At 66.2% G+C, this 20,773-nt stretch carries 16 protein-coding genes and 1 tRNA gene; 6 read left to right on the forward strand and 11 right to left on the reverse strand.

Going from position 1 to position 20,773, the window contains the following annotated elements:
• Window positions 1–23 precede the first annotated feature (23 nt).
• From AAFF27_14030 to AAFF27_14055, 6 genes are all read right to left on the reverse strand, one after another.
• The gene (locus AAFF27_14030; protein XAH21149.1) at window positions 24–1,310 is read right to left on the reverse strand and encodes a c-type cytochrome; all 1,287 of its coding nucleotides are present in this window, start codon (window positions 1,308–1,310) and stop codon (window positions 24–26) included.
• Between the two features lie 8 nt (window positions 1,311–1,318).
• On the reverse strand, window positions 1,319–2,020 hold the full coding sequence (locus tag AAFF27_14035) for a c-type cytochrome (protein ID XAH21150.1): 702 nt from the start codon (window positions 2,018–2,020) through the stop codon (window positions 1,319–1,321).
• Window positions 2,021–2,128: 108 nt separating this feature from the next.
• A complete protein-coding gene (locus AAFF27_14040; protein XAH21151.1) occupies window positions 2,129–3,766 on the reverse strand; it encodes a dipeptide ABC transporter ATP-binding protein in 1,638 nt (545 codons plus the stop codon).
• Window positions 3,763–4,866, reverse strand: coding sequence for an ABC transporter permease (locus AAFF27_14045; GenBank protein XAH21152.1), 1,104 nt, complete (start codon window positions 4,864–4,866; stop codon window positions 3,763–3,765). Before AAFF27_14045 ends, AAFF27_14040 begins: the two co-directional genes overlap by 4 nt.
• The gene (yejB, locus tag AAFF27_14050; GenBank protein ID XAH21153.1) at window positions 4,832–5,872 is read right to left on the reverse strand and encodes a microcin C ABC transporter permease YejB; all 1,041 of its coding nucleotides are present in this window, start codon (window positions 5,870–5,872) and stop codon (window positions 4,832–4,834) included. The genes AAFF27_14045 and yejB overlap by 35 nt, the downstream gene beginning before the upstream one ends.
• A 13-nt stretch (window positions 5,873–5,885) precedes the next feature.
• Complete coding sequence (locus AAFF27_14055) at window positions 5,886–7,703, reverse strand: extracellular solute-binding protein (protein XAH21154.1); 1,818 nt, start codon at window positions 7,701–7,703, stop codon at window positions 5,886–5,888.
• Window positions 7,704–7,750: 47 nt separating this feature from the next.
• Between AAFF27_14055 and fabI the strand changes: the two genes are divergently transcribed.
• A complete protein-coding gene (gene fabI / locus AAFF27_14060) occupies window positions 7,751–8,545 on the forward strand; it encodes an enoyl-ACP reductase FabI (GenBank protein XAH21155.1) in 795 nt (264 codons plus the stop codon).
• Between the two features lie 86 nt (window positions 8,546–8,631).
• A complete protein-coding gene (locus AAFF27_14065; GenBank protein XAH21156.1) occupies window positions 8,632–9,459 on the forward strand; it encodes a DNA ligase in 828 nt (275 codons plus the stop codon).
• Between the two features lie 19 nt (window positions 9,460–9,478).
• Here AAFF27_14065 and AAFF27_14070 read toward each other — a convergent pair whose 3' ends face one another.
• Both AAFF27_14070 and AAFF27_14075 read right to left on the reverse strand, forming a co-directional pair.
• Complete coding sequence (locus AAFF27_14070; protein ID XAH21157.1) at window positions 9,479–10,042, reverse strand: fasciclin domain-containing protein; 564 nt, start codon at window positions 10,040–10,042, stop codon at window positions 9,479–9,481.
• A 109-nt stretch (window positions 10,043–10,151) separates the two neighbouring features.
• On the reverse strand, window positions 10,152–12,506 hold the full coding sequence (locus AAFF27_14075; GenBank protein ID XAH21158.1) for an arginine/lysine/ornithine decarboxylase: 2,355 nt from the start codon (window positions 12,504–12,506) through the stop codon (window positions 10,152–10,154).
• 163 nt (window positions 12,507–12,669) lie between these two features.
• Between AAFF27_14075 and AAFF27_14080 the strand changes: the two genes are divergently transcribed.
• From AAFF27_14080 to AAFF27_14095, 4 genes are all read left to right on the forward strand, one after another.
• A complete protein-coding gene (locus AAFF27_14080; protein XAH21159.1) occupies window positions 12,670–13,098 on the forward strand; it encodes an NfeD family protein in 429 nt (142 codons plus the stop codon).
• A gap of 43 nt (window positions 13,099–13,141) precedes the next feature.
• Window positions 13,142–14,062 (forward strand): stomatin-like protein, encoded by a 921-nt coding sequence (locus AAFF27_14085; GenBank protein ID XAH21160.1) that lies wholly within the window; start codon window positions 13,142–13,144, stop codon window positions 14,060–14,062.
• 59 nt (window positions 14,063–14,121) lie between these two features.
• A tRNA-Ser gene (locus tag AAFF27_14090) sits at window positions 14,122–14,212 on the forward strand.
• 94 nt (window positions 14,213–14,306) lie between these two features.
• Entirely contained in the window at window positions 14,307–15,188 is an 882-nt protein-coding gene (locus tag AAFF27_14095) for a helical backbone metal receptor (GenBank protein XAH21161.1), read from the forward strand.
• A 55-nt stretch (window positions 15,189–15,243) separates the two neighbouring features.
• Here AAFF27_14095 and AAFF27_14100 read toward each other — a convergent pair whose 3' ends face one another.
• From AAFF27_14100 to cobN, 3 genes are all read right to left on the reverse strand, one after another.
• Window positions 15,244–15,846 (reverse strand): VWA domain-containing protein, encoded by a 603-nt coding sequence (locus AAFF27_14100; protein ID XAH21162.1) that lies wholly within the window; start codon window positions 15,844–15,846, stop codon window positions 15,244–15,246.
• A 77-nt stretch (window positions 15,847–15,923) separates the two neighbouring features.
• Window positions 15,924–16,967 (reverse strand): ATP-binding protein, encoded by a 1,044-nt coding sequence (locus tag AAFF27_14105; GenBank protein XAH21163.1) that lies wholly within the window; start codon window positions 16,965–16,967, stop codon window positions 15,924–15,926.
• Complete coding sequence (gene cobN / locus AAFF27_14110; protein XAH21164.1) at window positions 16,964–20,770, reverse strand: cobaltochelatase subunit CobN; 3,807 nt, start codon at window positions 20,768–20,770, stop codon at window positions 16,964–16,966. Before cobN ends, AAFF27_14105 begins: the two co-directional genes overlap by 4 nt.
• Window positions 20,771–20,773 lie beyond the last annotated feature (3 nt).

Below are 20,773 nucleotides of genomic sequence, written 5' to 3' on the forward strand. Positions count from 1 at the left end.
CACTCCCTGGCAAAAACCGAATGCTAGCGCAGCCGGCGCACGGCAAAGCCGTCCACTGGGTCGGCCCGGTTACCCCAGGCATTGCGAATAAAGGTGCTTACCGCCGCCACCTCGTCATCGTCAAGAACGTGCAGGAAAGGCGGCATGCCGAATGGGCGCGGATTGCCTGCCGTCTGGGCCTGAAAGCCGCCATTGAGCACGATCTGCACCACATTCACGGGGGAATCCAGCAAAACCGCGCGATTGCCGGCCAGTGCCGGGAACTGCCCGGCCCGGCCCTCGCCCCGGTCGCCATGGCATTGCGCGCACTGCTTGCTGTAGATGTTGCTGCCACGCGCCATGGCCTGGGCGTCGGCGGCCTTGGATACCGGCCTGTGGGCCTGCTCCTGCGGCAGCGCCCGCAGATACACCGCCATGGCACGCAGGTCGGGCCCGCTCAGGTACTGGGTGCTGTTACTGATCACCTCGGCCATCGGCCCCATGACAGAAGCACGTGGCGTCAGGCCGGTCTGCAACAGTTGCACCACCTCTTCCACCGGCCATTCGGCCAGGCCGGCCTCGTGCGGCGAATGCAGCGATGGCGCATACCAGTTCTGGCCTGCCATCAGGCCGCCGCCCAGCGGCTGCGCCGTGGAGCTGGCGCCCAGCGCATTGCGCGGGCTGTGGCAGGCGCTGCAGTGCGCCAGGCCCTGCACCAGGTAGGCGCCGCGGTTCCATTCCGCGGAACGGGCTGGCTCCGGCACGAAGCTGCCCGGCGTAAAGAACAATGCCCGCCACACCGCCATGGCCAGCGCGGTGTTGTAGGGAAAGCCGACGTCGTGCGGCTGGTTTCGCTGCGCCGAGGGCGGCACTGACTGCAGGTAGGCGTAGATGGCATCCGAATCCTCGCGCGTGACCTGGGTGTAGCTGGGATACGGAAATGCCGGGTAGAGCATGCGGCCGTCCCTTGCGCGGCCGTGGTGCATGGCGCGCCAGAACTCGGCGGCCGACCAGCGGCCGATGCCAGCCTCGGCATCCGAGGTGATGTTGGGGGTGTAGACGGTGCCAAAGGGCGTGGCCAAGGGCAGCCCGCCCGCAAAGGGTTGACTGCCCTGGGGCGTATGGCAGGCGATGCAGTCGCCCACCCGCGCCAGGTATTCGCCGCGCTGGATCTGCTGCGCGGTGGGCGCAAAAGCTGGTGCCGGCTGCGCCAGTGGCTCTTCACCACGACGGGCCAGCGCAAAGATGGCAGCAATAGCCAGGCCGGCGAGCACCGCCAGCACCAGCAAGGCGCCAAGAACACGGCGAGCAGAAGTGGATGCGATCAGCATGGCGTCGCCTAACCGCTCAACCCGCCGCACGGCACAGGCAGCGGCCCGGGCAATGCGGATGCTGGGGTGGTGTCAGCCGGCAAGGCTTGCGAAGACAGCCAGGTCGAGACGGCGCTGACATCAGCCGGCGTGAGCCGGACAGAAGTGCTGGCCATGCAGTCCGGCGCATGCGCCTTGCGCAGACCGTTCTTGAACGCCCCCAGTTGGGCATTGAGGTAATCGCGCGGCAGGCCCAGCAAGCCGGGAATGAAGGGCGCGACACCGGTCATGCGCTCGCCATGGCACTGCACGCAGGCCGGGATGCCCAGCGCCGCGTCGCCGCTGCGCACCAGTTGGCGGCCCCGCTCCAGCACTGCGGCCGGGGCGCCGGTGGTCTGCGGCGGCGGGTATGGCAGGTGCTGGCGCGAGAAATAGGCCGCCATCTCGCGCAGGTAATCGTCGTCCAGGTTACGCAGCAGATGGGCCATGGGCGCGTACTGCCGGCGCCCGTCGCGAAAATTGACCAGTTGATTGAACAGATAGCCTTCCGGCTTGCCAGCAATGCGCGGGAAGTAGCCGTGGTTGGTGGCCCGCCCCTCCGCACCATGGCAAGCGGTGCAAGCAGCAACGCGCGGCGCCATCGAGGCATCGGGCGCGGCTGCGGCTGCGGCTAGAGCCGGCAATGCCGCCAGTACGCACGCCGCAAAAGCAGCAGCTTGCAGGAAGGACATGGGGGGCGCTCTTGTTATGGAATGAACGTCGGACTTTAGTCCTGCCACGGCTCACGGCGCGCCCCCCGCGCCTGGACATATTGCCCCAGGCTGGTGCACAAACGCGGCTCAGGCCCCGCCGGCAGCCGCCACCAATTGCCGGGTGTAGGGGTGCCGGGGAGCATCCAGCACCTGTGCCACCGGCCCGGCCTCTACGATTTCGCCGGCCCGCATGGCAATGACGTCGTGCGCCATGGCGCGCACCACGTCCACGTCGTGGGTGATCAGCAGGTAGGCCAGGCCGAGCTGCTTCTGCAGGCGCTGCAGCAGGCCCAGCACCTGCTTCTGGATCGTCACGTCGAGCGCGCTGGTGGGCTCGTCCAGCACCAGCAGCTCGGGCTCGACGATCAGCGCACGCGCCACCGCGATGCGCTGGCGCTGGCCGCCGGAGAAGGCATGGGGATAGCGGTCCAGCAGGCCCGGAAACTGCGCCTCGGCCATGCCAACCTCGGCCAGGATGGCGCGCACGCGGGCTTCGCGTGCGGCGGCGTCCAGGCCTGGCTGGTGCACACGCAGGCCTTCGCCCACGATCTCGCCCACCGTCATGCGCGGCGACAGCGAAGAAAACGGGTCCTGGAACACCACCTGCACCCGCTGGCGCAGCTTCTGGTCCTGGGCCCGGCTTTGGCCCCAGCGGCCACCTGCGACCTCCAGCAAGCCGCTGAAGGGCTGCAGTCCCAGCGCAGCCAACGCCAGCGTCGACTTGCCCGAGCCGGACTCCCCCACCACGCCCAGCGTGCGGCCGGGCTGCAGGCGCAGGTCGGCGCCTTGCACGGCTATGAACTGATCCCGCCCGAACCAGCCGCGCAGGCCGGGGCGCGGCACGGGGTAGCTCACCTGCAGGCCGCGCGCCTCCAACAAGGCTGGCGCGTCAGCCTGCGCCGGTGCCTCGATCACATCGCGTGTCGGCACGCTGTCGAGCAGGCGGCGGGTGTAGGGGTGCTGCGGCGCAGCGAAGACATCGGCCACCGGGCCCTGCTCCACGATGTGCCCGTTTTCCATCACCGCGACACGGTCGGCAAAGCGCCGCACCAGGTGCAGGTCATGGGTGATCAGCAGCACCGCCATGCCGTTGTCGCGCTGCAATTGCGACAGCAGATCGAGGATCTGACCGCGCAACGTCACGTCCAATGCGGTGGTGGGTTCGTCGGCCAGCAGCAGGCGCGGCCGGCAGGCCAGCGCCATGGCGATCATGGCGCGCTGGCGCTGGCCGCCCGAGAGCTGGTGCGGATAGCTGCGCGCACGCCGCTCGGGTTCTGGGATGCCGGTTTTCGCCAACAGCTCGATGGCACCTTGCCAAGACTGCTCTTTGGCCAGGCCCTTCTTCAGTTGTAGGACCTCGGTAATCTGCTCGCCGATGGTGAGCAGCGGGTTCAGGGCCGTCATTGGCTCCTGGAAGATCATGGCGATCTCGCGTCCGCGCACGCCGCGCAACTGGCGCTCGGGCAGGGCCAGCAAGTCTCGTGGTTTCTTGTCTGCAACGTCTTCCAGGCCGGCGAACATGGCCGACCCGCCGTACTGCGCATCGGGCACCAGGCGCAGCAGGCTCAGCGCCGAAACCGTTTTGCCCGAGCCGGATTCGCCCACTAGCGCGAGCTTTTCGCCGGCCTTTAGTTGGAAGTCGATGCCGTGCACGACCTCTTTGCCTGCGAAGCCGACGCGCAGGCCCTTTACGTCGAGCAGGGGTTGGTTCGTGGTGGCGGTCATCGATCGGCCTTGCGCGGATCAAGCGCGTCGCGCAGGGCGTCGCCCATGAAGGTCAGGAGCATCAGGGTGATGACGAGGACGCCGAAGGTGGAGATGGAAATCCACCAGGCGTCGATGTTGTTCTTGCCCTGGCTAAGCAGTTCGCCGAGCGACGGTGTCCCCGGTGGCACGCCGAGTCCCAGGAAGTCGAGCGAGGTCAGGGCGAGGATGGCTGCGCTCATGCGAAAGGGCAAAAAAGTGACGACCGGCACCATGCTGTTGGGCAGGATGTGGCGCCACATGATCTGCAAGTTGCCCACGCCGAGCGCACGGGCTGCGCGCACATAGTCCATCTGGCGGTTGCGCAGGAACTCGGCGCGCACATAGTCGGCCAGGCCCATCCAGCCGAACAGGCTCAGCAATATCAGCAGCAGGGCCACGCTGGGCGCGAAGATGGCACTGAAGATGATGAGTAGGTAGAGCTCGGGCATGGAGCTCCAGATTTCGATGAAGCGCTGGAACGCGAGGTCGGTCTTGCCTGCGAAGTAGCCCTGCACTGCGCCCGCCACGACGCCCAGCACCGTGCCGATGGCGGTCAGCGCAAGCCCGAACAGCACGCTCACGCGGAAGCCGTAAAGCAGTTGCGCCAGCAGGTCGCGTCCGCGGTCGTCAGTGCCGAGCCAGTTATCGCGTGTGGGCGCGGCCGGGCTCGGTGCCTTGGCAAAGTAATTGAGTGTCCTCGGGCCGTAGGGGTTGGGGGCGTAGATGGCCCAGTTGCCGCCTTGCGTGATGCGCTCGCGGATGAAGGGATCAAGGTAGTCGGCGGGCGTCTCGAAGTCGCCGCCGAAGGTCTTTTCGGAGTAGTCGTGCAGCACCGGGAAATAGGTCGTGCCCTCGTAGCGCACGACGAGCGGCTTGTCGGTCGACAGCACCTCGGCGCACAAGCTGAGCACAACGAGCACCGAGAAAATCACCAGGCTCCAGAAGCCCAGGCGGTTACGGCGAAAACGCTGCCAGGCGCGCCGCCCCGGCGAGACCGGCAAGGCGCCTTCTTTCAGCGGGCCTTGCCCGGCCGCCTTGGGGGTGTCAGTCAAACTTGACACGCGGGTCCACCCAGACATAGCAAAGATCGGAAATCAGCTTGGTGAACAGGCCGATCAGCGTGAAGAGATAGAGCGTGCCCAGTACGACCGGGTAGTCGCGCCGGATCACACTCTCGTAGCCCAGCAGGCCCAGCCCGTCGAGCGAAAACAGCGTCTCGATCAGCAGCGAGCCCGCAAAGAACGCCCCAATGAAGGCCGAGGGCAGCCCTGTGATGATCGGGATCAGCGCATTGCGGAACACATGCTTCCACAGCACCTGCCGCTCGCCCAAGCCTTTGGCGCGCGCGGTCAGTACGTATTGCTTGCGGATTTCTTCGAGAAAGGCGTTTTTGGTCAGCATGGCGGTGACGGCAAAGCTGCCCAGCACCATGGCCGTGACGGGCAAGGTGATATGCCACAGGTAGTCGACGATGCGCGCGCCCCAGCCCAAGTCATCCCAATTGGCCGAAGTCAGTCCGCGCAGTGGAAACCATTGCAACTGCCCGCCGAACACCACCAGAAGCGCCACGCCCAGCACGAAGCCCGGTATGGCGTAACCCACGAGTACAAACAAGGTACTGATCAGATCAAAACGCGTGCCGGCGCGCACCGCCTTGGCAACACCCAGCGGGATGGCCACGCCGTAGCTGATGAAGAAGGTCCACAGGCCCAGGCTGATGGAGACGGGCAGTTTCTCGCGGATCAACTGCCACACGTCCTTGTTCTGGAAGAAGCTGCGCCCCAGGTCAAAGCGCGCGAATTGACCCAGCATGGTGAAGAAGCGCTCATGCACAGGCTTATCGAAGCCATAGAGCGCCTTGATTTGCTCCAGCTTCTTCGGATCGACACCCTGGTTACCACGGTAGCTACCGCCGCCCGACTCAAAGCCACCGGAGCCCCCATGGCCCGCCGCGGCCTTGGCCTCTGCCAGGTACTGCTCGACCGGCCCGCCGGGCACGAACTGGATGACGATGAAGGTCAGCAGCAGCACGCCGAATAAGGTCGGGATGAACAGCAACAGGCGTTTGACGATGTAGGCGAACACGGTGCGCTTCCCTCTAGGGCTTGGGCGGCGCTTTGGCCCACCAGAAGTTCATGACCCATTCCTCGGCATTGGCATAGGGCGGCATCGGCGACTTGAAGGCGAGCCTCCAGTCGTTATAGACCAGCCGGTGGCTGGTCAGCGTCCATTGGGGAATCAGGTAGTGGCTGTGCATGATCACGCGGTCCAGCGCACGGCAGGCCGGCAGCAACTCGGCCTTGGTGTGGGCGCTGACGATGTCCTTGAGCAGCGCATCGACCGCCGGGCTCGACACGCCCATGTAGTTGCCCGAGCTTTCGGTTTTGGCCGCTTTGCTGCCGAAGATTTCGAGCAGGGACTGCCCCGGGTTGTTGGTGCCCGGGAAGTTGATGGTCGTGATGTCGAACTGAAACCGGTCGAGCCGCTCTTGGTAGAGCGCGAAATCGACGCTCGCAAAGTTCAGCGTGATGCCCAGCTTTTCCAGAGCTCGCACCCACGGCGTGACGGTGCGGGCGCCGCCTTCCTTGCTGTCGAGGTATTCCAGCACCATGGGCTCGTTCTTTGCATTGCGCAACGCCCCATTGCGGTACTCCCAGCCGGCCTGCTTCATCAGCTCGCGTGCGCGGCGCAGGTTGTCGCGCAGCGAATGGCCCGCGCCCTCGGTCACCGGAGGTTCGTACATCGGACCGAAAGCGGCGTCGGGGATCTTGCCGCGCAGTGGTTCAAGCAAGCTCTTTTCCTCGGCCGAGGGCAGGCCCTCAGCCGCACAGTCGGTGTTGCCGAACAGGTCGCGCACGCGCGGATAGCCGCCGTAGAACATCTGCCGGTTCATCCACTCATAGTCGAGCGCCAGGCCCAGTGCCTCGCGCACACGGGGGTCGGAGAGCTTGTCGCGGCGGCTGTTGAGCACGTAGCTCTGGAAGCCCGCGGGCTTGCGGTGTGGGAATTCGCGCTTGACCAGCTCGCCAGTGTCGAAGCGCCGGCCGTTCACGCGTCGCGCCCAGTCACCGGCTGAATAGAAGCTCATGAGATCGAACTCGCCGGCCTTCAGTGCCTCAAGGCGCGCGGTGTTGTCGCGGTAGATCTTGACGGTGATGCGGTCGAAGTTATGTGAGCCGACGTTGACCGGCAGGTTGCGGCCCCAGTAATTGGGGTCGCGAACGTACGTGATGTCCTTGCCGAAGGCCACCGGGCCGATCTTGTAGGCGCCGCTGCCGATGGGGATGTCCATCACCACCTGGTCGAAGGGCTTGGCCTTGCCGTTCTCCATGCCCCAGGCGCGGCTAAAGATGGGCAGGCCGCCGACCGTCAGGGGCAACTCGCGGTTGGGCGTCCTGAAGCGAAAGCGCACTGTGCGTGCGTCGATCACGTCGCAGCCGTCCACTTCCTGCAGTAGCGTTTTGTAGCCGGGCGAGGTGTAGGGGCCGATCAGTGTGTCGTAGCTGTGCTTCACATCAGCCGCCTCCACGAGCATGCCATTGTGGAAGCGTGCCTCGGGACGCAGCTTGAAGGTGACGCTGAGGCGGTCTGGCGCGACCGTGACGTCTTCGGCCAGCAGGCCGTAGCCCGAGGCTGTCTCGTCCATCGAGCCGGCCAGAAGCGACTCGAACAGCATGCTGTCGAGATAGGCCGGGGGCGCACCTTTGATGGTGAATGGGTTGTACTTGTCGAAGGTGGAATAGCGCTGGTTGCTCACCAGCCGCAGCTCGCCTCCCTTCGGCGCGTCGACGTCGACGTAGTCAAAAGCCTTGAAGCCGGGGGCGTACTTCAGGTCGTCCCACAACGCGTAGCCATGCGCGGCCCACGACGGCAACGACGCGCTCCACAGCAGCAAGGACAGTAGCAAAACCCGCATGCGACAATTCTGCTGGATTTTTCATGCGTTTTTTCGGAGTTAGATATATGGGTTTTCTCGCCGGCAAGAAACTGCTGATCACGGGCGTGCTCTCCAACCGCTCGATTGCCTATGGCATCGCCAAGGCCTGCCACGCACAAGGCGCCGAGCTGGCCTTCAGCTATGTCGGCGAGCGCTTCAAGGACCGCATCACCGAATTCGCGGCCGACTTCGACTCCAAGCTCATCTTTGACTGCGACGTGGGCGACGACGCGCAGATCGACAAGCTCTTCACTGACCTGGCCCAGCACTGGCCCAAGTTCGATGGCTTTGTGCATGCCATCGGCTTCGCCCCGCGCGAAGCCATTGCCGGCGACTTCCTGGAAGGTCTGTCGCGCGAGGGCTTCAAGATCGCCCATGACATCAGCGCCTACAGCTTCCCGGCCATGGCCAAGGCCGCCCTGCCCTACCTCAACAACAAGTCTGCATTGCTCACGCTGACCTACCTCGGCGCCCTGCGCACCGTGCCCAACTACAACACCATGGGCCTGGCCAAGGCATCGCTCGAAGCTTCGGTGCGCTACCTGGCCGAGTCGCTTGGCCCCAAGGGCATGCGCGTGAACGGCATCAGCGCCGGCCCGATCAAGACGCTGGCGGCCAGCGGCATCAAGGGCTTTGGCAAGATCCTGTCGGTGGTGGCAGAGAACGCGCCGATCCGCCGCAACGTGACCATCGACGACGTGGGCAATGTCGCCGCCTTCCTGCTGTCGGACCTGGCCGCCGGCGTCAGCGCCGAGATCACCTACGTCGACGGCGGCTTCAGCCAGACCGTGGGCGGTATTGCGGAGCCGGCAGGCGCCTGATTTTTTGAAGAAAAGGTGGCTCAAGCCCTTATGCAGCCTGGGCTACCCACTATCTTTTGAATAGCAAAACCTTTTCCCGACGCAGCTTGCTGGCAGCCCTGCTGGCAGGTTTTGCCACGCCGCTGCTGGCGGGCCCCGCACCGGCCCTGATGCTGGCCAATGTCTACCGGCCCGGCCTGCCGCTGGCCGACTACTGGGTCAGCGAGAAGATGGACGGCGTGCGCGGCTACTGGGATGGCCGCCAGCTCTGGACGCGCGGCGGCGAGAAAATCAACGCCCCCGCCTGGTTCACCAAGGACTGGCCGGCAGAGCCGCTGGACGGCGAACTCTGGGCCGGCCGTGGCCAGTTCGCCAAGGCGGTATCGACCGTGCGCCAGCAAGTGCCCAATGAGCAAGCCTGGCGCGGCATGCGCTTCATGGTGTTTGACCTGCCCGGCCACGGCGGCGCGTTCACCGAGCGCCTGGCAGCACTCAATGGCCTGCTCTCCACACTCGATTCGCCTTATGCCCGGCCCGTGGCGCAGAGCCGCGTCGCCAGCCATGAGGCCCTGATGAAGCTGCTGCGCAGCACCGTGCACGGCGGCGGCGAAGGGCTGATGTTGCACCGGGGCGGCTCGCTCTACAAAGCCGAGCGCAACGACGACCTGCTCAAGCTCAAGACCCATGAAGACGCCGACGCGCGCGTGGTCGCCCATCTGCCGGGCCAGGGCAAGTACGCGGGCATGCTGGGCGCGCTGCTGGTGGAGATGCCAAGCGGCCAGCGCTTCAGGGTCGGCTCGGGCCTGAGCGACGCTCAGCGGCGTCACCCACCAGCAGTAGGCAGCTGGATCAGCTACCGCTTCCGTGGCCTGCACGACAGCGGCCTGCCGCGCTTCGCCACCTTCCTGCGCGAGCGGCCTGACCTCGGGAAGTGACGCGCGGCGGCAGCGGGCCCTACTTGGGCAACAGCACCGTATCGACCACGTGGATCACGCCGTTGGACTGAACCACATCGGCAATCGTCACCTTGGCCTTGTCGCCCTTGGCATCAGACACGGTGATGGTCTTGCCGGAAGCCTTGGCCGTGAGTGTCTCGCCTTGCACCGTGGTCAGCGTGGCGCTGCCCTTGCCCGCTTTGATCTGCGCCAGGATGGCCGCAGCGTCTAACTTGCCCGGCACCACGTGGTAGGTCAGGATGGCGGTCAGCTTGTCCTTGTTCTCAGGCTTGAGCAGGGTCTCGACCGTGCCCTTGGGCAGTCTGGCGAAGGCCTTGTTGGTCGGGGCAAAGACAGTGAACGGGCCCGGGCCTTTGAGCGTATCGACCAGGCCGGCCGCCTTGACTGCAGCCACCAGCGTGGTGTGGTCCTTGGAGTTGACCGCGTTGTCGATGATGTCCTTGGTCGGGTACATCGCCGCGCCGCCAACCATGACCTGGGCCGTGGCAGAGAAAGCGCCGAATGTCAGCGCCGCAGCCATGCCAAGCAAGGCGAAGGTGCGGGTGGAAATACGTGCAGCCATGTAGAGCTCCTGTAGATGGAAGAAAGGGCCACATCAAGGGATGCGGCCCTGTCTTCAATACGGAGCAAAGCTGCGAGCGGATTCAACTGGCCCCAAACGGGGCCAGCGCTCAGATCGTGCGCGCGAATGGCCCGTCGGAGCCGACCTGCACCAGGTTGTCTTCCGTCGCCCGTGGCTGGGTAGCGACTGGTGACGTGCCGCTGGCCACGCAATCGGCGTAGTAGCGCACCTTGCCATCCTCGCCTTCCAGCTCGACCAGGCCGTGGATGTCGGTCTCGAAGCCCGGGCACTTGGCGTTGAATTCGCGCGAGAACTTGAGGTAGTCAACGATCTTCTTGTTGAACACCTCACCCGGGATCAGCAGCGGGATGCCCGGCGGATACGGCGTGACCAGGCTGGTGGTGATGCGGCCTTCCAGGTGGTCGATCTCCACGCGCTCGGTCTTGCGGTGCGCGATGTGGGCGAAGGCGTCACTCGGCTTCATGGCCGGGGTCAGGTCGCTCAAGTACATCTCGGTGGTCAGGCGGGCGATGTCGTACTCGGCATACATCTTGTGCACGTGCTGGCACAGGTCGCGCAGGCCCATGCGCTCGTAGCGCTTGTGCTCCTGGCAGAACTCCGGAAGGATGCGCCACATCGGCTGGTTCTTCTCGTAGTCGTCCTTGAACTGCTGCAGCGCGGTCAGCAGCGTGTTCCAGCGTCCCTTGGTGATGCCGATGGTGAACATGATGAAGAAGCTGTAGAGCCCGGTCTTCTCCACGATCACGCCGTGCTCGGCCAGGAACTTGGTGACGATGCTGGCCGGAATGCCGGTATCGGCAAACTTGCCATCCATGTCCAGGCCCGGCGTGACGATGGTTGCCTTGATCGGGTCGAGCATGTTGAAGCCGTCGGCCAAGGTGCCAAAGCCGTGCCATTTGGCGTCGCGCTCCTCGCCCTTGATGATCCAGTCGTCGGCGCTGCCAATGCCTTCGTCGGCCAGCTTCTCGGGGCCCCAGACCTTGAACCACCAGTCGTTCTCGCCGAACTCGGCCTCGACCTGGCGCATGGCGCGGCGGAAGTCGAGGGCTTCGAGAATGCTTTCCTCCACCAGCGCGGTGCCGCCGGGCGGCTCCATCATGGCGGCGGCCACGTCGCAGCTGGCGATGATGGCGTACTGCGGGCTGGTGCTGGTGTGCATCAGGTAGGCCTCGTTGAACAGGTGCCTGTCCAGCTTGCGGTCTTGCGAATCCTGCACCAGCACGTGGCTGGCCTGGCTGATGCCGGCCAGCAGCTTGTGCGTGGACTGGGTCGAGAACACCAGCGTGTCTTTCGGACGCGCGCGCTTCTTGCCCATGGCGTGGTAGGGGCCGTAGAACGGATGGAAGGCCGCGTGCGGCAGCCAGGCCTCGTCGAAGTGCAGCGTGTCGACATAGCCGTCGAGCGCGCTCTTGATGGTCTCGGTGTTGTAGACCACGCCGTCGTAGGTGGACTGGGTGAGCGTGAGGATGCGCGGCTTGACGGTATCGGCGTCCACGCCCTTGAGCAGCGGATTGGCGCGGATCTTGGCCTTGATCGTCTCCACGTCGAATTCCGAGCGCGGGATCGGTCCGATGATGCCGAAGTGGTTGCGCGTGGGCTTCAAAAATACCGGGATGGCGCCGGTCATGATGATCGCGTGCAGGTTGGACTTGTGGCAGTTGCGGTCCACCACCACCACGTCACCCGGCGCCACCGTGTGGTGCCAGACCATCTTGTTGCTGGTGCTCGTGCCATTGGTCACAAAAAAGCAGTGGTCGGCATTGAAGATGCGCGCGGCATTGCGCTCGCTCTCGGCCACCGGGCCGGTGTGGTCCAGCAATTGGCCCAGCTCTTCCACCGCGTTGCAAACGTCGGCGCGCAACATGTTCTCGCCAAAGAATTGGTGGAACATCTGGCCCACCGGGCTCTTCAGGAAGGCGACGCCGCCCGAATGGCCCGGGCAGTGCCAGGAATAGGAGCCGTCTTCGGCGTAGTCCAGCAGCGCCTTGAAGAACGGCGGCTGCACGCCTTCCAGGTAGCTCTTGGCCTCGCGGATGATGTGGCGCGCCACAAATTCCGGCGTGTCCTCGAACATGTGGATGAAGCCATGCAGCTCGCGCAGGATGTCGTTGGGGATGTGGCGCGAGGTCTTGGTTTCGCCATAGATGTAGATCGGCACGTCCAGGTTCTTGCGCCGCACCTCTTCGATGAAAGTACGCAGGTTCAGCACCGCCGGGTCCAGGTCGGGGCCGGCGGTGAATTCCTCGTCATCGATGGACAGGATGAAGGCGCTGGCGCGGCTTTGCTGCTGCGCGAACTGCGACAGGTCACCATAGCTGGTGGCGCCCAGCACCTCGAAACCCTCGGTCTCGATGGCTTGGGCCAGGGCACGGATGCCCAGGCCGGACGTATTTTCCGATCGAAAATCCTCGTCGATGATCACGATGGGAAAACGAAATTTCATGCAGGGCTCCGATTGGGAAAAGGCGGCAAAAAGTACAGGCTAAATTCGAAAACGCCGCGAAGTGTAAGGAATTGGCGGGGTGCCCTGCGGTTTTGCACCCAGAATGCGCAGTGGACTCCAAGGGAATCCACACATTCATACTGCAGACATAAAGGGACTGGGCATGGCACTCTCGACCTATTGGTGGCTGTTCGCCGGCGTGGCCGTGATCGCCGAGCTCCTGACCGGGACCGTCTACCTGCTGCTGATCGGGCTGGGCTTTTGCTTTGCAGCACTGGCGGCCCACCTGGGCCTGCCGCTGCCCTTGCAGATGGTGGTGGCCGCCGTGGTCGGCGCCGGCGCGGTACTGATCTGGCGCGCCATCAAGCGCCGGGAGCCCGCCGGGCCAGCAGCTACCGCCAACCCGAACGTCAACCTGGACGTGGGCGAAACATTGCAGGTCACGCAATGGGAGGCCGATGGCACGGCCTTCGTGCATTACCGCGGCGCCCGCTGGACGGCCGTGCCCAGCCCCGGCAGCCTGCCCGGCAGCACCGGCACACACCGCATCGTAGAAGTCATCGGCAACCGCCTGGTCGTCGAGAAGTACTGAAATCCGGCTCCACCAGAGCCCTACAAAGAGAGAGGAATCATCCGTGGAAGTCACACTCGTATTGTTGGTCATTGCCATCATCTTCGTGAGCCAGTCGGTCAAGTTCGTGCCGCAACAGAACGCCTGGGTGCGCGAACGTCTGGGCAAGTACCACAGCACCATGACGCCGGGCGCCAACTTTCTCATCCCCTTCATCGACAAGGTGGCCTACAAGCACAGCCTGAAGGAAATCCCGCTCGACGTGCCCAGCCAGGTCTGCATCACACGCGACAACACTCAGCTGCAAGTGGACGGCATCCTGTACTTCCAGGTGACCGACCCGATGCGCGCGAGCTACGGCTCGTCCAACTACATCATGGCCGTGACCCAATTGGCGCAAACCTCGCTGCGCAGCGTGATCGGCAAGCTGGAGCTGGACAAGACCTTCGAGGAGCGCGATGTCATCAACGCCCAGATCGTGGCTGCCATCGACGAAGCCGCGCTGAACTGGGGCGTGAAGGTGCTGCGCTACGAAATCAAGGACCTGACCCCGCCCAAGGAAATCCTGCTGGCCATGCAGGCACAGATCACGGCTGAACGCGGCAAGCGCGCGCTGATCGCGGCCTCTGAAGGTCGCCGCCAGGAGCAGATCAACATCGCCACTGGCGAACGCGAGGCCTTCATCGCGCGCTCCGAGGGCGAGAAGCAGGCAGCCATCAACAACGCACAGGGCGAAGCCGCCGCGCTCATCGCGGTGGCAGAGGCCACCGCCACCGCCATCGAGCGCGTTGCCGCCGCCATCCGCCAGCCCGGCGGCGAGCAGGCGGTGCAGCTCAAGGTGGCCGAGCGCGCTGTCGATGCCTATAGCAAGGTCGCGGCCGACGCCACCACCACGCTGATCGTGCCCAGCAACATGACCGAGGTGTCGGCACTGATCACCTCGGCCATGAAGATGGTCAGCACTGGCGCGGCACGCTCGTCCTGATATCTGCCGTGCGCTTGGCGCCAAAAAGCCGCAATCTGAATGCTATAATCGTAGGCTCAGGAGCGGTGGATGAGTGGTTTAAGTCGCACGCCTGGAAAGCGTGTGTGGGTTAATAGCCCACCGCGGGTTCGAATCCCGCCTGCTCCGCCAATTTAATGTTCGCTGCCATTCGCGAATGTTCGGAAAAGCCCAGTGCGCCCAGCGCCTCTGGGCTTTTTTGTTGCCCGTCGGAATCTGGTTTGCCATGAAGCTCACGTTGCTCCAACTTCGTCTCGCGCTGGCCGCGCTGCTATGCATGGGCGCCGGGCTGGCGCATGCCGGCATCCGCGTGAACGACGACCGCGGCCGCAGCGTGGAGTTGGCGCAACCGGCAGCGCGCATCGTGTCCCTGCTGCCCTCCCTGACCGAAACCGTGTGCGCGCTGGGTGCCTGCGACCGGCTGGTGGGCGTGGACCGCAACTCCAACTGGCCGGCCTCCGTGCAACAGCTGCCGCGCGTGGGCGGCATGGAAGACGCCAGCGTCGAGAGCGTGGTCGCGCTGCGGCCCGATGTGGTGCTGCTGCGCTCCGGCAGCCGTGTGGTGGAGCGGCTCGACGCCCTGGGTATCAAGGTGCTGGCGCTCGACACCAAGACGCATGCCGATCTGCGCCGCGTGCTGGAGACCGTGGCCCAGGTGCTGGGCAAGCCGGGCGCGGGTGAGGCCTATTGGCAAACGCTGGACACCCGCTTCGAGGTGGCCCGGGCCCGCATGCCCGCGGGCTGGCAAGGCCGCAGCGTCTATATCGAGTTGCATGGCGGCAGCGCCGTGGCCAGCGAAAGCTCCTTCATTGGCGAGACGCTGGCGCGGCTGGGTTTGCACAGTGTGGTGCCCGGCAACCTGGGCCCCTTCCCCCGCATGAGCCCGGAGTTCATCGTGCGTGCCAACCCCGATCTGCTGATGACACCCGGGCCGGGTGAGTTGGCAGACCGCCCGGGCTGGTCTGCCATGCAGGCGATACGCCTGGGGCGCTACTGCAAGCTGCCCGCCGCGCGCTATGAGGTGCTGATGCGGCCAGGGCCGCGGCTGGACGAGGCGGCCGACGAGGTCGTGGCCTGCATCGCGCAGCTTGGTGGTCGCCGGCCTTAACTATTAAATAGATAGCTATAAGCCCAGTCCACACCTGGGCTAAAGGCATATTTCATCAATATTTTCTACTGCCGGGAATGTTGGTGAAAGCCGGCACATCAGCCTGCCAGTACTGCGCGCGCCAGGCCTGTGCCAGTGCCTCGGCACGGCGCAGCGGGGCGCGCGGCCCTTCGAAGTCCACCACGCAGGCCATCTCGGCTGCGGCGGGCCGCTCTGGTGCTTCACGGCTGCGGCCGTCGGTCAGCAGCCAGAGCCAGCGGCGCTGCGCCGGGCTGCGCTGCAGCAGCTGGGCAGCACGCGCCACGGCCAGCGCCAACGGCGTGCCGCCGCCGCCTGCAATCGGCGCCACCCAGCCATCGTTCCAGGCGGCGGGACGGCGCGGCGGCAGGCGCAGCTCTACCGTGTTGCCGGCAAAGCACAGCAGCGCCACCTGCTCGCGCCGGCGGTAGGCCTCGGCCATCAAGTCCAGCAGCAGGCCCTTGGCGCGTGCCAGCCGGCCTTGCGCCAGCATGGAGGCCGAGCAGTCCAGCACAAAGCAATGCAGGCTGCCGCTGCGCGCCTCCGTGGGCTGGCGGCGCAGATGCTCATTGCGCAATGCGCCGGCACCGCGCGCAACCAGGGTGCGCGGCCAGTTCAGGGGCGCGGCGCGCGTTGCCATGCCATGGAAAGCCTCACGGTCCTGGCCCTGCCTCCGGTCTCCGTGGCGCGCACCGGGTGGCGCCATGGGCCGGAGGCCTAGGCTTTTTTTAGGGAGGCACCTGCCGGGTCTGCCGGGATCAGGGGCCGCAGCGGTTTCACGCGCTCGATGCCCACCGGCATGGGGGGCATGGCGCCCCAATCCGACAGGTCTGCATGCGATTCAGCGTCGTGGCGATCATCCTGCCGATGCGGCTCGGGCGGCTGGCCCGTAGCGCCCGGCTTGCGTCTATGCAGCAGCACCAGCTCGGCCACCTGCTCCACATGCACCGGGGTGATGATCGCGGCGCCCTCCCAGGCGGCCAGCGCACGCGCCGCGCGCAACATCACCAGATCGGCACGCAGGCCATCTACCTGCGCCGACAAGCACAGGGTGCTGACAGCGGCGTGGACGTGGTCGCCATAGACCAATCTCGTGGCATCGGCCAACGTCGCTCGTGCCTGCTGCAGCTGGCGGGAAAGTGCGGCTTGCTCGGCCGCATGCTGCGCACGAAAGCCCTCCGGGTCCGCATCAAAAGCCAGCCGGGCCCGCACGATGGCCAGGCGCTCGGCCGGGTCGCCGATGTTGTGCAGGCGCACGCACAGACCCAGGCGGTCTAGCAGTTGCGGGCGCAGCTCGCCCTCCTCCGGGTTCATGGTGCCGACCAGCACGAAGCGCGCCGCGTGGCGGTGCGAGATACCGTCGCGCTCCACGCTGTTGACGCCGCTGGCGGCGGCGTCCAGCAGCGCATCGACCAATGCGTCGGGCAACAGATTGATCTCGTCCACATACAGCACGCCACCATGCGCCCGTGCCAGCAACCCGGGGGCAAAGCGCAGCGCGTGGCCGGCCAGTGCCTGCTGCAGGTCGAGCGTGCCGACCAGGTGCTCCAGGCTGGCGCCAAGCGGCAAGGTGACGAAGGGCGCATCGGGCAGCAGCTCGGCCAGCGCGCGGGCGGCGGTCGATTTGGCGGTGCCGCGCGGCCCTTCGATCAACACACCGCCCAGCGCCGGGTCTACCGCAGCCAGCAGCAGGGCCAGGCGCAGTTGCGGCTGGCCGGCCAGTGCAGAAAAGGGAAAGAGTGCGGGCAATGCCGTTGTCATGTGGAGGGTCCTTCCATGTGCTGCTCGTGGTCCAGCAGCAGGTCTTCCAGTTGCTGCCGATAGCCGCCTGGCGACTGCCACAGGCCGCGGTCCATGGCTTCGAGCAGGCGTGCCAGCATGTCTTGCAGCGCCCGGGGATTGTGCTGGTTCAAAAACTCTCGCGTGGCGGCGTCCAGCACATAGGCGTCGGCCACCATGGCGTATTGGTGGTCGCCCACCACGCGCGCCGTGGCGTCAAAGCCAAATAGATAGTCGACGGTAGCCGCCATCTCAAAGGCGCCCTTGTAGCCGTGGCGCTTGATGCCGTCCAGCCATTTGGGATTGACCACCCGCGCGCGCACCACGCGGCCGATCTCTTCCTTCAGCGTGCGCACGCGCGGCGCCTGCGGGTTGGCGTGGTCACCGTGGTAGAGCGCTGGCTGGCGCCCGCTCAGATGGCGCACGGCGGCGGCCATACCGCCCTGGAACTGGTAGTAGTCGCCGGAGTCGAGCAGGTCGTGCTCGCGGCTGTCCTGGTTCTGCGCCACCACGTCCATCTGGCTGAGGCGGCGCTGCAACGCAGCGCTGGCGGGCGCGCCTTCGGCCTGCTGGCCATAGGCATGGGCGCTCCAGCCGACATAGGCCTGCGCCAGGTCCTTGTCGTCTTGCCAATGCCCCTGCTGGAACAACGATTGCAGGCCGCTGCCGTAGTGGCCCGGCGGCGAGCCGAACACACGCCAGCCGGCCTGCGCGCGCGCGGCCTCGGGCGCTTGGCCCTGGGCTTGCAGGGCTGCGCTTTCTTGCAGGATGCGGGCGCGGATGGGATTGTCTTGCGCGTCCTCGTCGTCCTGTGCGGCCACCGCCTGCACGGCGGCATCAAACATCTGCACCGCTGCCGGAAACGCATCGCGAAAAAAGCCCGAGATGCGCAGCGTGACGTCGATGCGCGGGCGCCCCAGGCCCACGCGCGGCAGCACCTCGAAGTCGACCACGCGCTGGCTGCCAGCCGCCCACTTCGGGCGCACGCCGATCAGCGCAAAGGCCTGCGCCAGATCATCACCGCCGGTGCGCATGGTGGCCGTGCCCCAGACCGACAGGCCCAGTGCGCGCGGATAGTCGCCGTGCTCTTGCAAATGCCGCTCGACCAGCCGCTGGGCCGACTTGAGTCCCAGCAGCCAGGCCGTGCGCGTGGGAATGGCGCGGGTATCGAGTGCGTAGAAGTTGCGCCCGGTGGGCAGTACATCTGGCCGCCCGCGCGAAGGCGAGCCGCTTGGGCCGGGTGGCACAAAACAACCCCGCAGCCCGCGCAGCAGTTGCGTCGATTCCTGCGTGCCGCAGGCATCCAGCGCCGGGGCAATGGTGCTGGCGATACGCGCCAGCACGGCGGCCGTCTGTGGCAAGCCCTGCGGGCCATGCCCCTCATCCAGCAGATGCAAGGCCAGCAGCTCAAGCCGCTCGCGCGTGTCGCCATGGTGGCGCCAGGCGTCCGTGCTGATCTGCTGCAGCAGCGCTGGGCGCGCGCCCTGCCAGGGCGTGGCGGGATCGATGTCGAGTGGGTCGAAGGCGTCTGCCGGCAATAGATCGCGTGCCAGCGCGGTCGGCAGGCCGGCATTGCCATTCAGGCCATCGCCCACCGGATAGCGCGCAATCGCCAGCAGCGTGTCGCGCCGCTGCCGGCCTTGTGGCGAGGCGCCGAACACATGCAGGCCGTCGCGAATCTGGGTTTCCTTGAGCTCGCACAGGTAGGCATCGACACGAGCCAGCACGGCGTCCTCGGAGCCGTCGGTGGCGGGTAGCGATAGCTCTTCTGCCAGATGCTGTTCGCGCACGGCGGCCAGGATCTGGCTGCGCAGCAGCCGGGCGCGGCGTGCATCGACCAGCAGCGCCTCGTAGTACTCGTCGACCAGGCGCTCCAGGTCCTGCAACGGGCCGTGGTTCTCGGCCCGGGTCAGGGGCGGCATCAGGTGGTCGATGATGACTGCCTGGCTGCGCCGCTTGGCCTGCGCGCCCTCGCCCGGGTCGTTGACGATAAAGGGATACAGGTGCGGCAAGGGGCCCAGGATGGCGTCGGGCCAGCAGTGCTGCGACAAGGCCAGGCTCTTGCCTGGCAGCCATTCCAGATTGCCGTGCTTGCCGACATGCACGATGGCATCTATGGCAAACGCGTCGCGCAGCCAGAAGTAGAAGGCCAGGTAGCTGTGCGGCGGCACCAGCTCGGCATCGTGGTAGCTGGCGTAGTCCTCAGCGCCCTGCCCGGCCAGCGCACGCGCGGGCTGGATGCCGACAAACACCCGGCCCAGGCGCAGCCCGGCGATCATGAAGCGGCCCTGGCGCAGCATGGGGTCTTGCTCGGGCGGGCCCCAGCGCGCGTCGATGGCGGCAGCCATGCCCTCGGGCAGTGCTTGCAGGCGCTGGCGGTAGTCGGCCAGCGCATAGCTCTGCCAGGCCGGGCGCAAGGGCCACTGCTCTGGGTCATTGGCGATGCCCTGTTGCAGCCGCTGCATCAAGGCATCGCCATCGGCTGGTAGCGCGGCCGGGTCGCCAAGCGTGTAGCCATCTGCCTGCAGCGCACAGAGGATGGACATCACCGAGGCGGGAGTATCCAGGCCCACGCCGCTGCCTATGCGCCCCTCGCTGCCAGGATAGTTGGCCAGCACCAGTGCCAGCCGCTTGTCGGCAGCAGGTAGGCTGCGCAAGCGGCACCAGCGCCGCGCCAGTTCGGCCACAAAGGCCACGCGGTCGGGCTCGGCCTGGTAGACCACCAGCTCGGTCTGGGTCAGCGGGCAGCGCTGCGCGCTGGCCTTGAAGCTCACGGCGCGGGTGATGATGCGGCCATCCATCTCGGGCAGCACGATCTGCATGGCGATATCGCGCGGCCGCAGGCCCTGGCTGTCGGTCAGCCAGTCCTCGCGGTTGCCGCCGCTGGCGATCACCTGCAGCACGGGCGCATCACCCGCGAGCGCCCCGCCCTCGCCCAATGCCGCGAAAGCCGTGGTGTTGAGCACCAGTTGCACCGCATTGGCGCTGCAGAGTTCGCGCAGCGTGGCCAGGCATAACTGGTCCTTCAATGAATCCAGCGCCACCGGCAAGGGGTTCAGGCCCTGCGCAGACAAGGCGGCCGCCATGGCATCGAAAGCCGCGGTATTGCCCGACTGCAGATGCGAGCGGTAGAAGACCAGGGCCACCACCGGTGCACCCGCATGCCACTGGGCGCGCAGATCGTCGATGCCATCCACCGCATGTGCGGCCACAGTGCCCGGTAGGCGCGGCGCATGCAGCGCTACCTGCGGCAGGCTGCGCGGCGGCTGGGGCGCCTCGCCATGGCCCAGGCAGTGGAAGGCCACGGCGCGCAGAAACTGCAACGCATTGGCCGCACCACCGGCGCGCAGGTACTGCCAGAGCTGGCGGCTGAGCGCGGGCGGCACGGTGCTGCGGCCCAGCAGCGCGGCATCCTCCTGCAAGTCGCCCGAGAACATGGCCAGTTGCTGGCTATGGCGACGTGCCAGCCGCTCCAGTTGGTCGATGCCATAGGGCCAGGCCGATTCGGCGCCCAGGTGATCGACCATCACCACCCGCGCATGCTGCAGGACCTCATCCACATACAGGTCGAGCGAAGCCGGCTGGCGCAGGTGCAGCAGATTGGCCAGCCGCAGCCCGGGGTAAGCAGGGTCCGAGGCCGCCAGCGCCGTGCGGGCCGCGGCCAGCAACGACAAGGTGGTGTCGGCCGAGCTGAGCACCACGATCTCCGCCGGGGTCTGGTCGAGCCGGGTGACGACGCTGTCGTCCTCCACAAAGCCACCGGGCCGCGTGCTCAGCAAGTGCATGGC

The sequence above is a fragment of the Xylophilus sp. GW821-FHT01B05 genome (assembly GCA_038961845.1).
Lineage (GTDB): Bacteria > Pseudomonadota > Gammaproteobacteria > Burkholderiales > Burkholderiaceae_C > Xylophilus.

What these genes read in the sequence shown, in the direction of transcription:
- cobN (XAH21164.1), bottom strand. Translation starts at nt 20,770, where the DNA reads ATGCACTTGCTGAGCACGCGGCCCGGTGGCTTTGTGGAGGACGACAGC.
- AAFF27_14080 (XAH21159.1), top strand. Translation starts at nt 12,670, where the DNA reads ATGGCACTCTCGACCTATTGGTGGCTGTTCGCCGGCGTGGCCGTGATC.
- AAFF27_14045 (XAH21152.1), bottom strand. Translation starts at nt 4,866, where the DNA reads ATGTCTGGGTGGACCCGCGTGTCAAGTTTGACTGACACCCCCAAGGCG.
- AAFF27_14095 (XAH21161.1), top strand. Translation starts at nt 14,307, where the DNA reads ATGAAGCTCACGTTGCTCCAACTTCGTCTCGCGCTGGCCGCGCTGCTA.
- AAFF27_14030 (XAH21149.1), bottom strand. Translation starts at nt 1,310, where the DNA reads ATGCTGATCGCATCCACTTCTGCTCGCCGTGTTCTTGGCGCCTTGCTG.
- AAFF27_14075 (XAH21158.1), bottom strand. Translation starts at nt 12,506, where the DNA reads ATGAAATTTCGTTTTCCCATCGTGATCATCGACGAGGATTTTCGATCG.
- AAFF27_14100 (XAH21162.1), bottom strand. Translation starts at nt 15,846, where the DNA reads ATGGCAACGCGCGCCGCGCCCCTGAACTGGCCGCGCACCCTGGTTGCG.
- AAFF27_14035 (XAH21150.1), bottom strand. Translation starts at nt 2,020, where the DNA reads ATGTCCTTCCTGCAAGCTGCTGCTTTTGCGGCGTGCGTACTGGCGGCA.
- AAFF27_14070 (XAH21157.1), bottom strand. Translation starts at nt 10,042, where the DNA reads ATGGCTGCACGTATTTCCACCCGCACCTTCGCCTTGCTTGGCATGGCT.
- AAFF27_14040 (XAH21151.1), bottom strand. Translation starts at nt 3,766, where the DNA reads ATGACCGCCACCACGAACCAACCCCTGCTCGACGTAAAGGGCCTGCGC.
- AAFF27_14105 (XAH21163.1), bottom strand. Translation starts at nt 16,967, where the DNA reads ATGACAACGGCATTGCCCGCACTCTTTCCCTTTTCTGCACTGGCCGGC.
- AAFF27_14055 (XAH21154.1), bottom strand. Translation starts at nt 7,703, where the DNA reads ATGCGGGTTTTGCTACTGTCCTTGCTGCTGTGGAGCGCGTCGTTGCCG.
- fabI (XAH21155.1), top strand. Translation starts at nt 7,751, where the DNA reads ATGGGTTTTCTCGCCGGCAAGAAACTGCTGATCACGGGCGTGCTCTCC.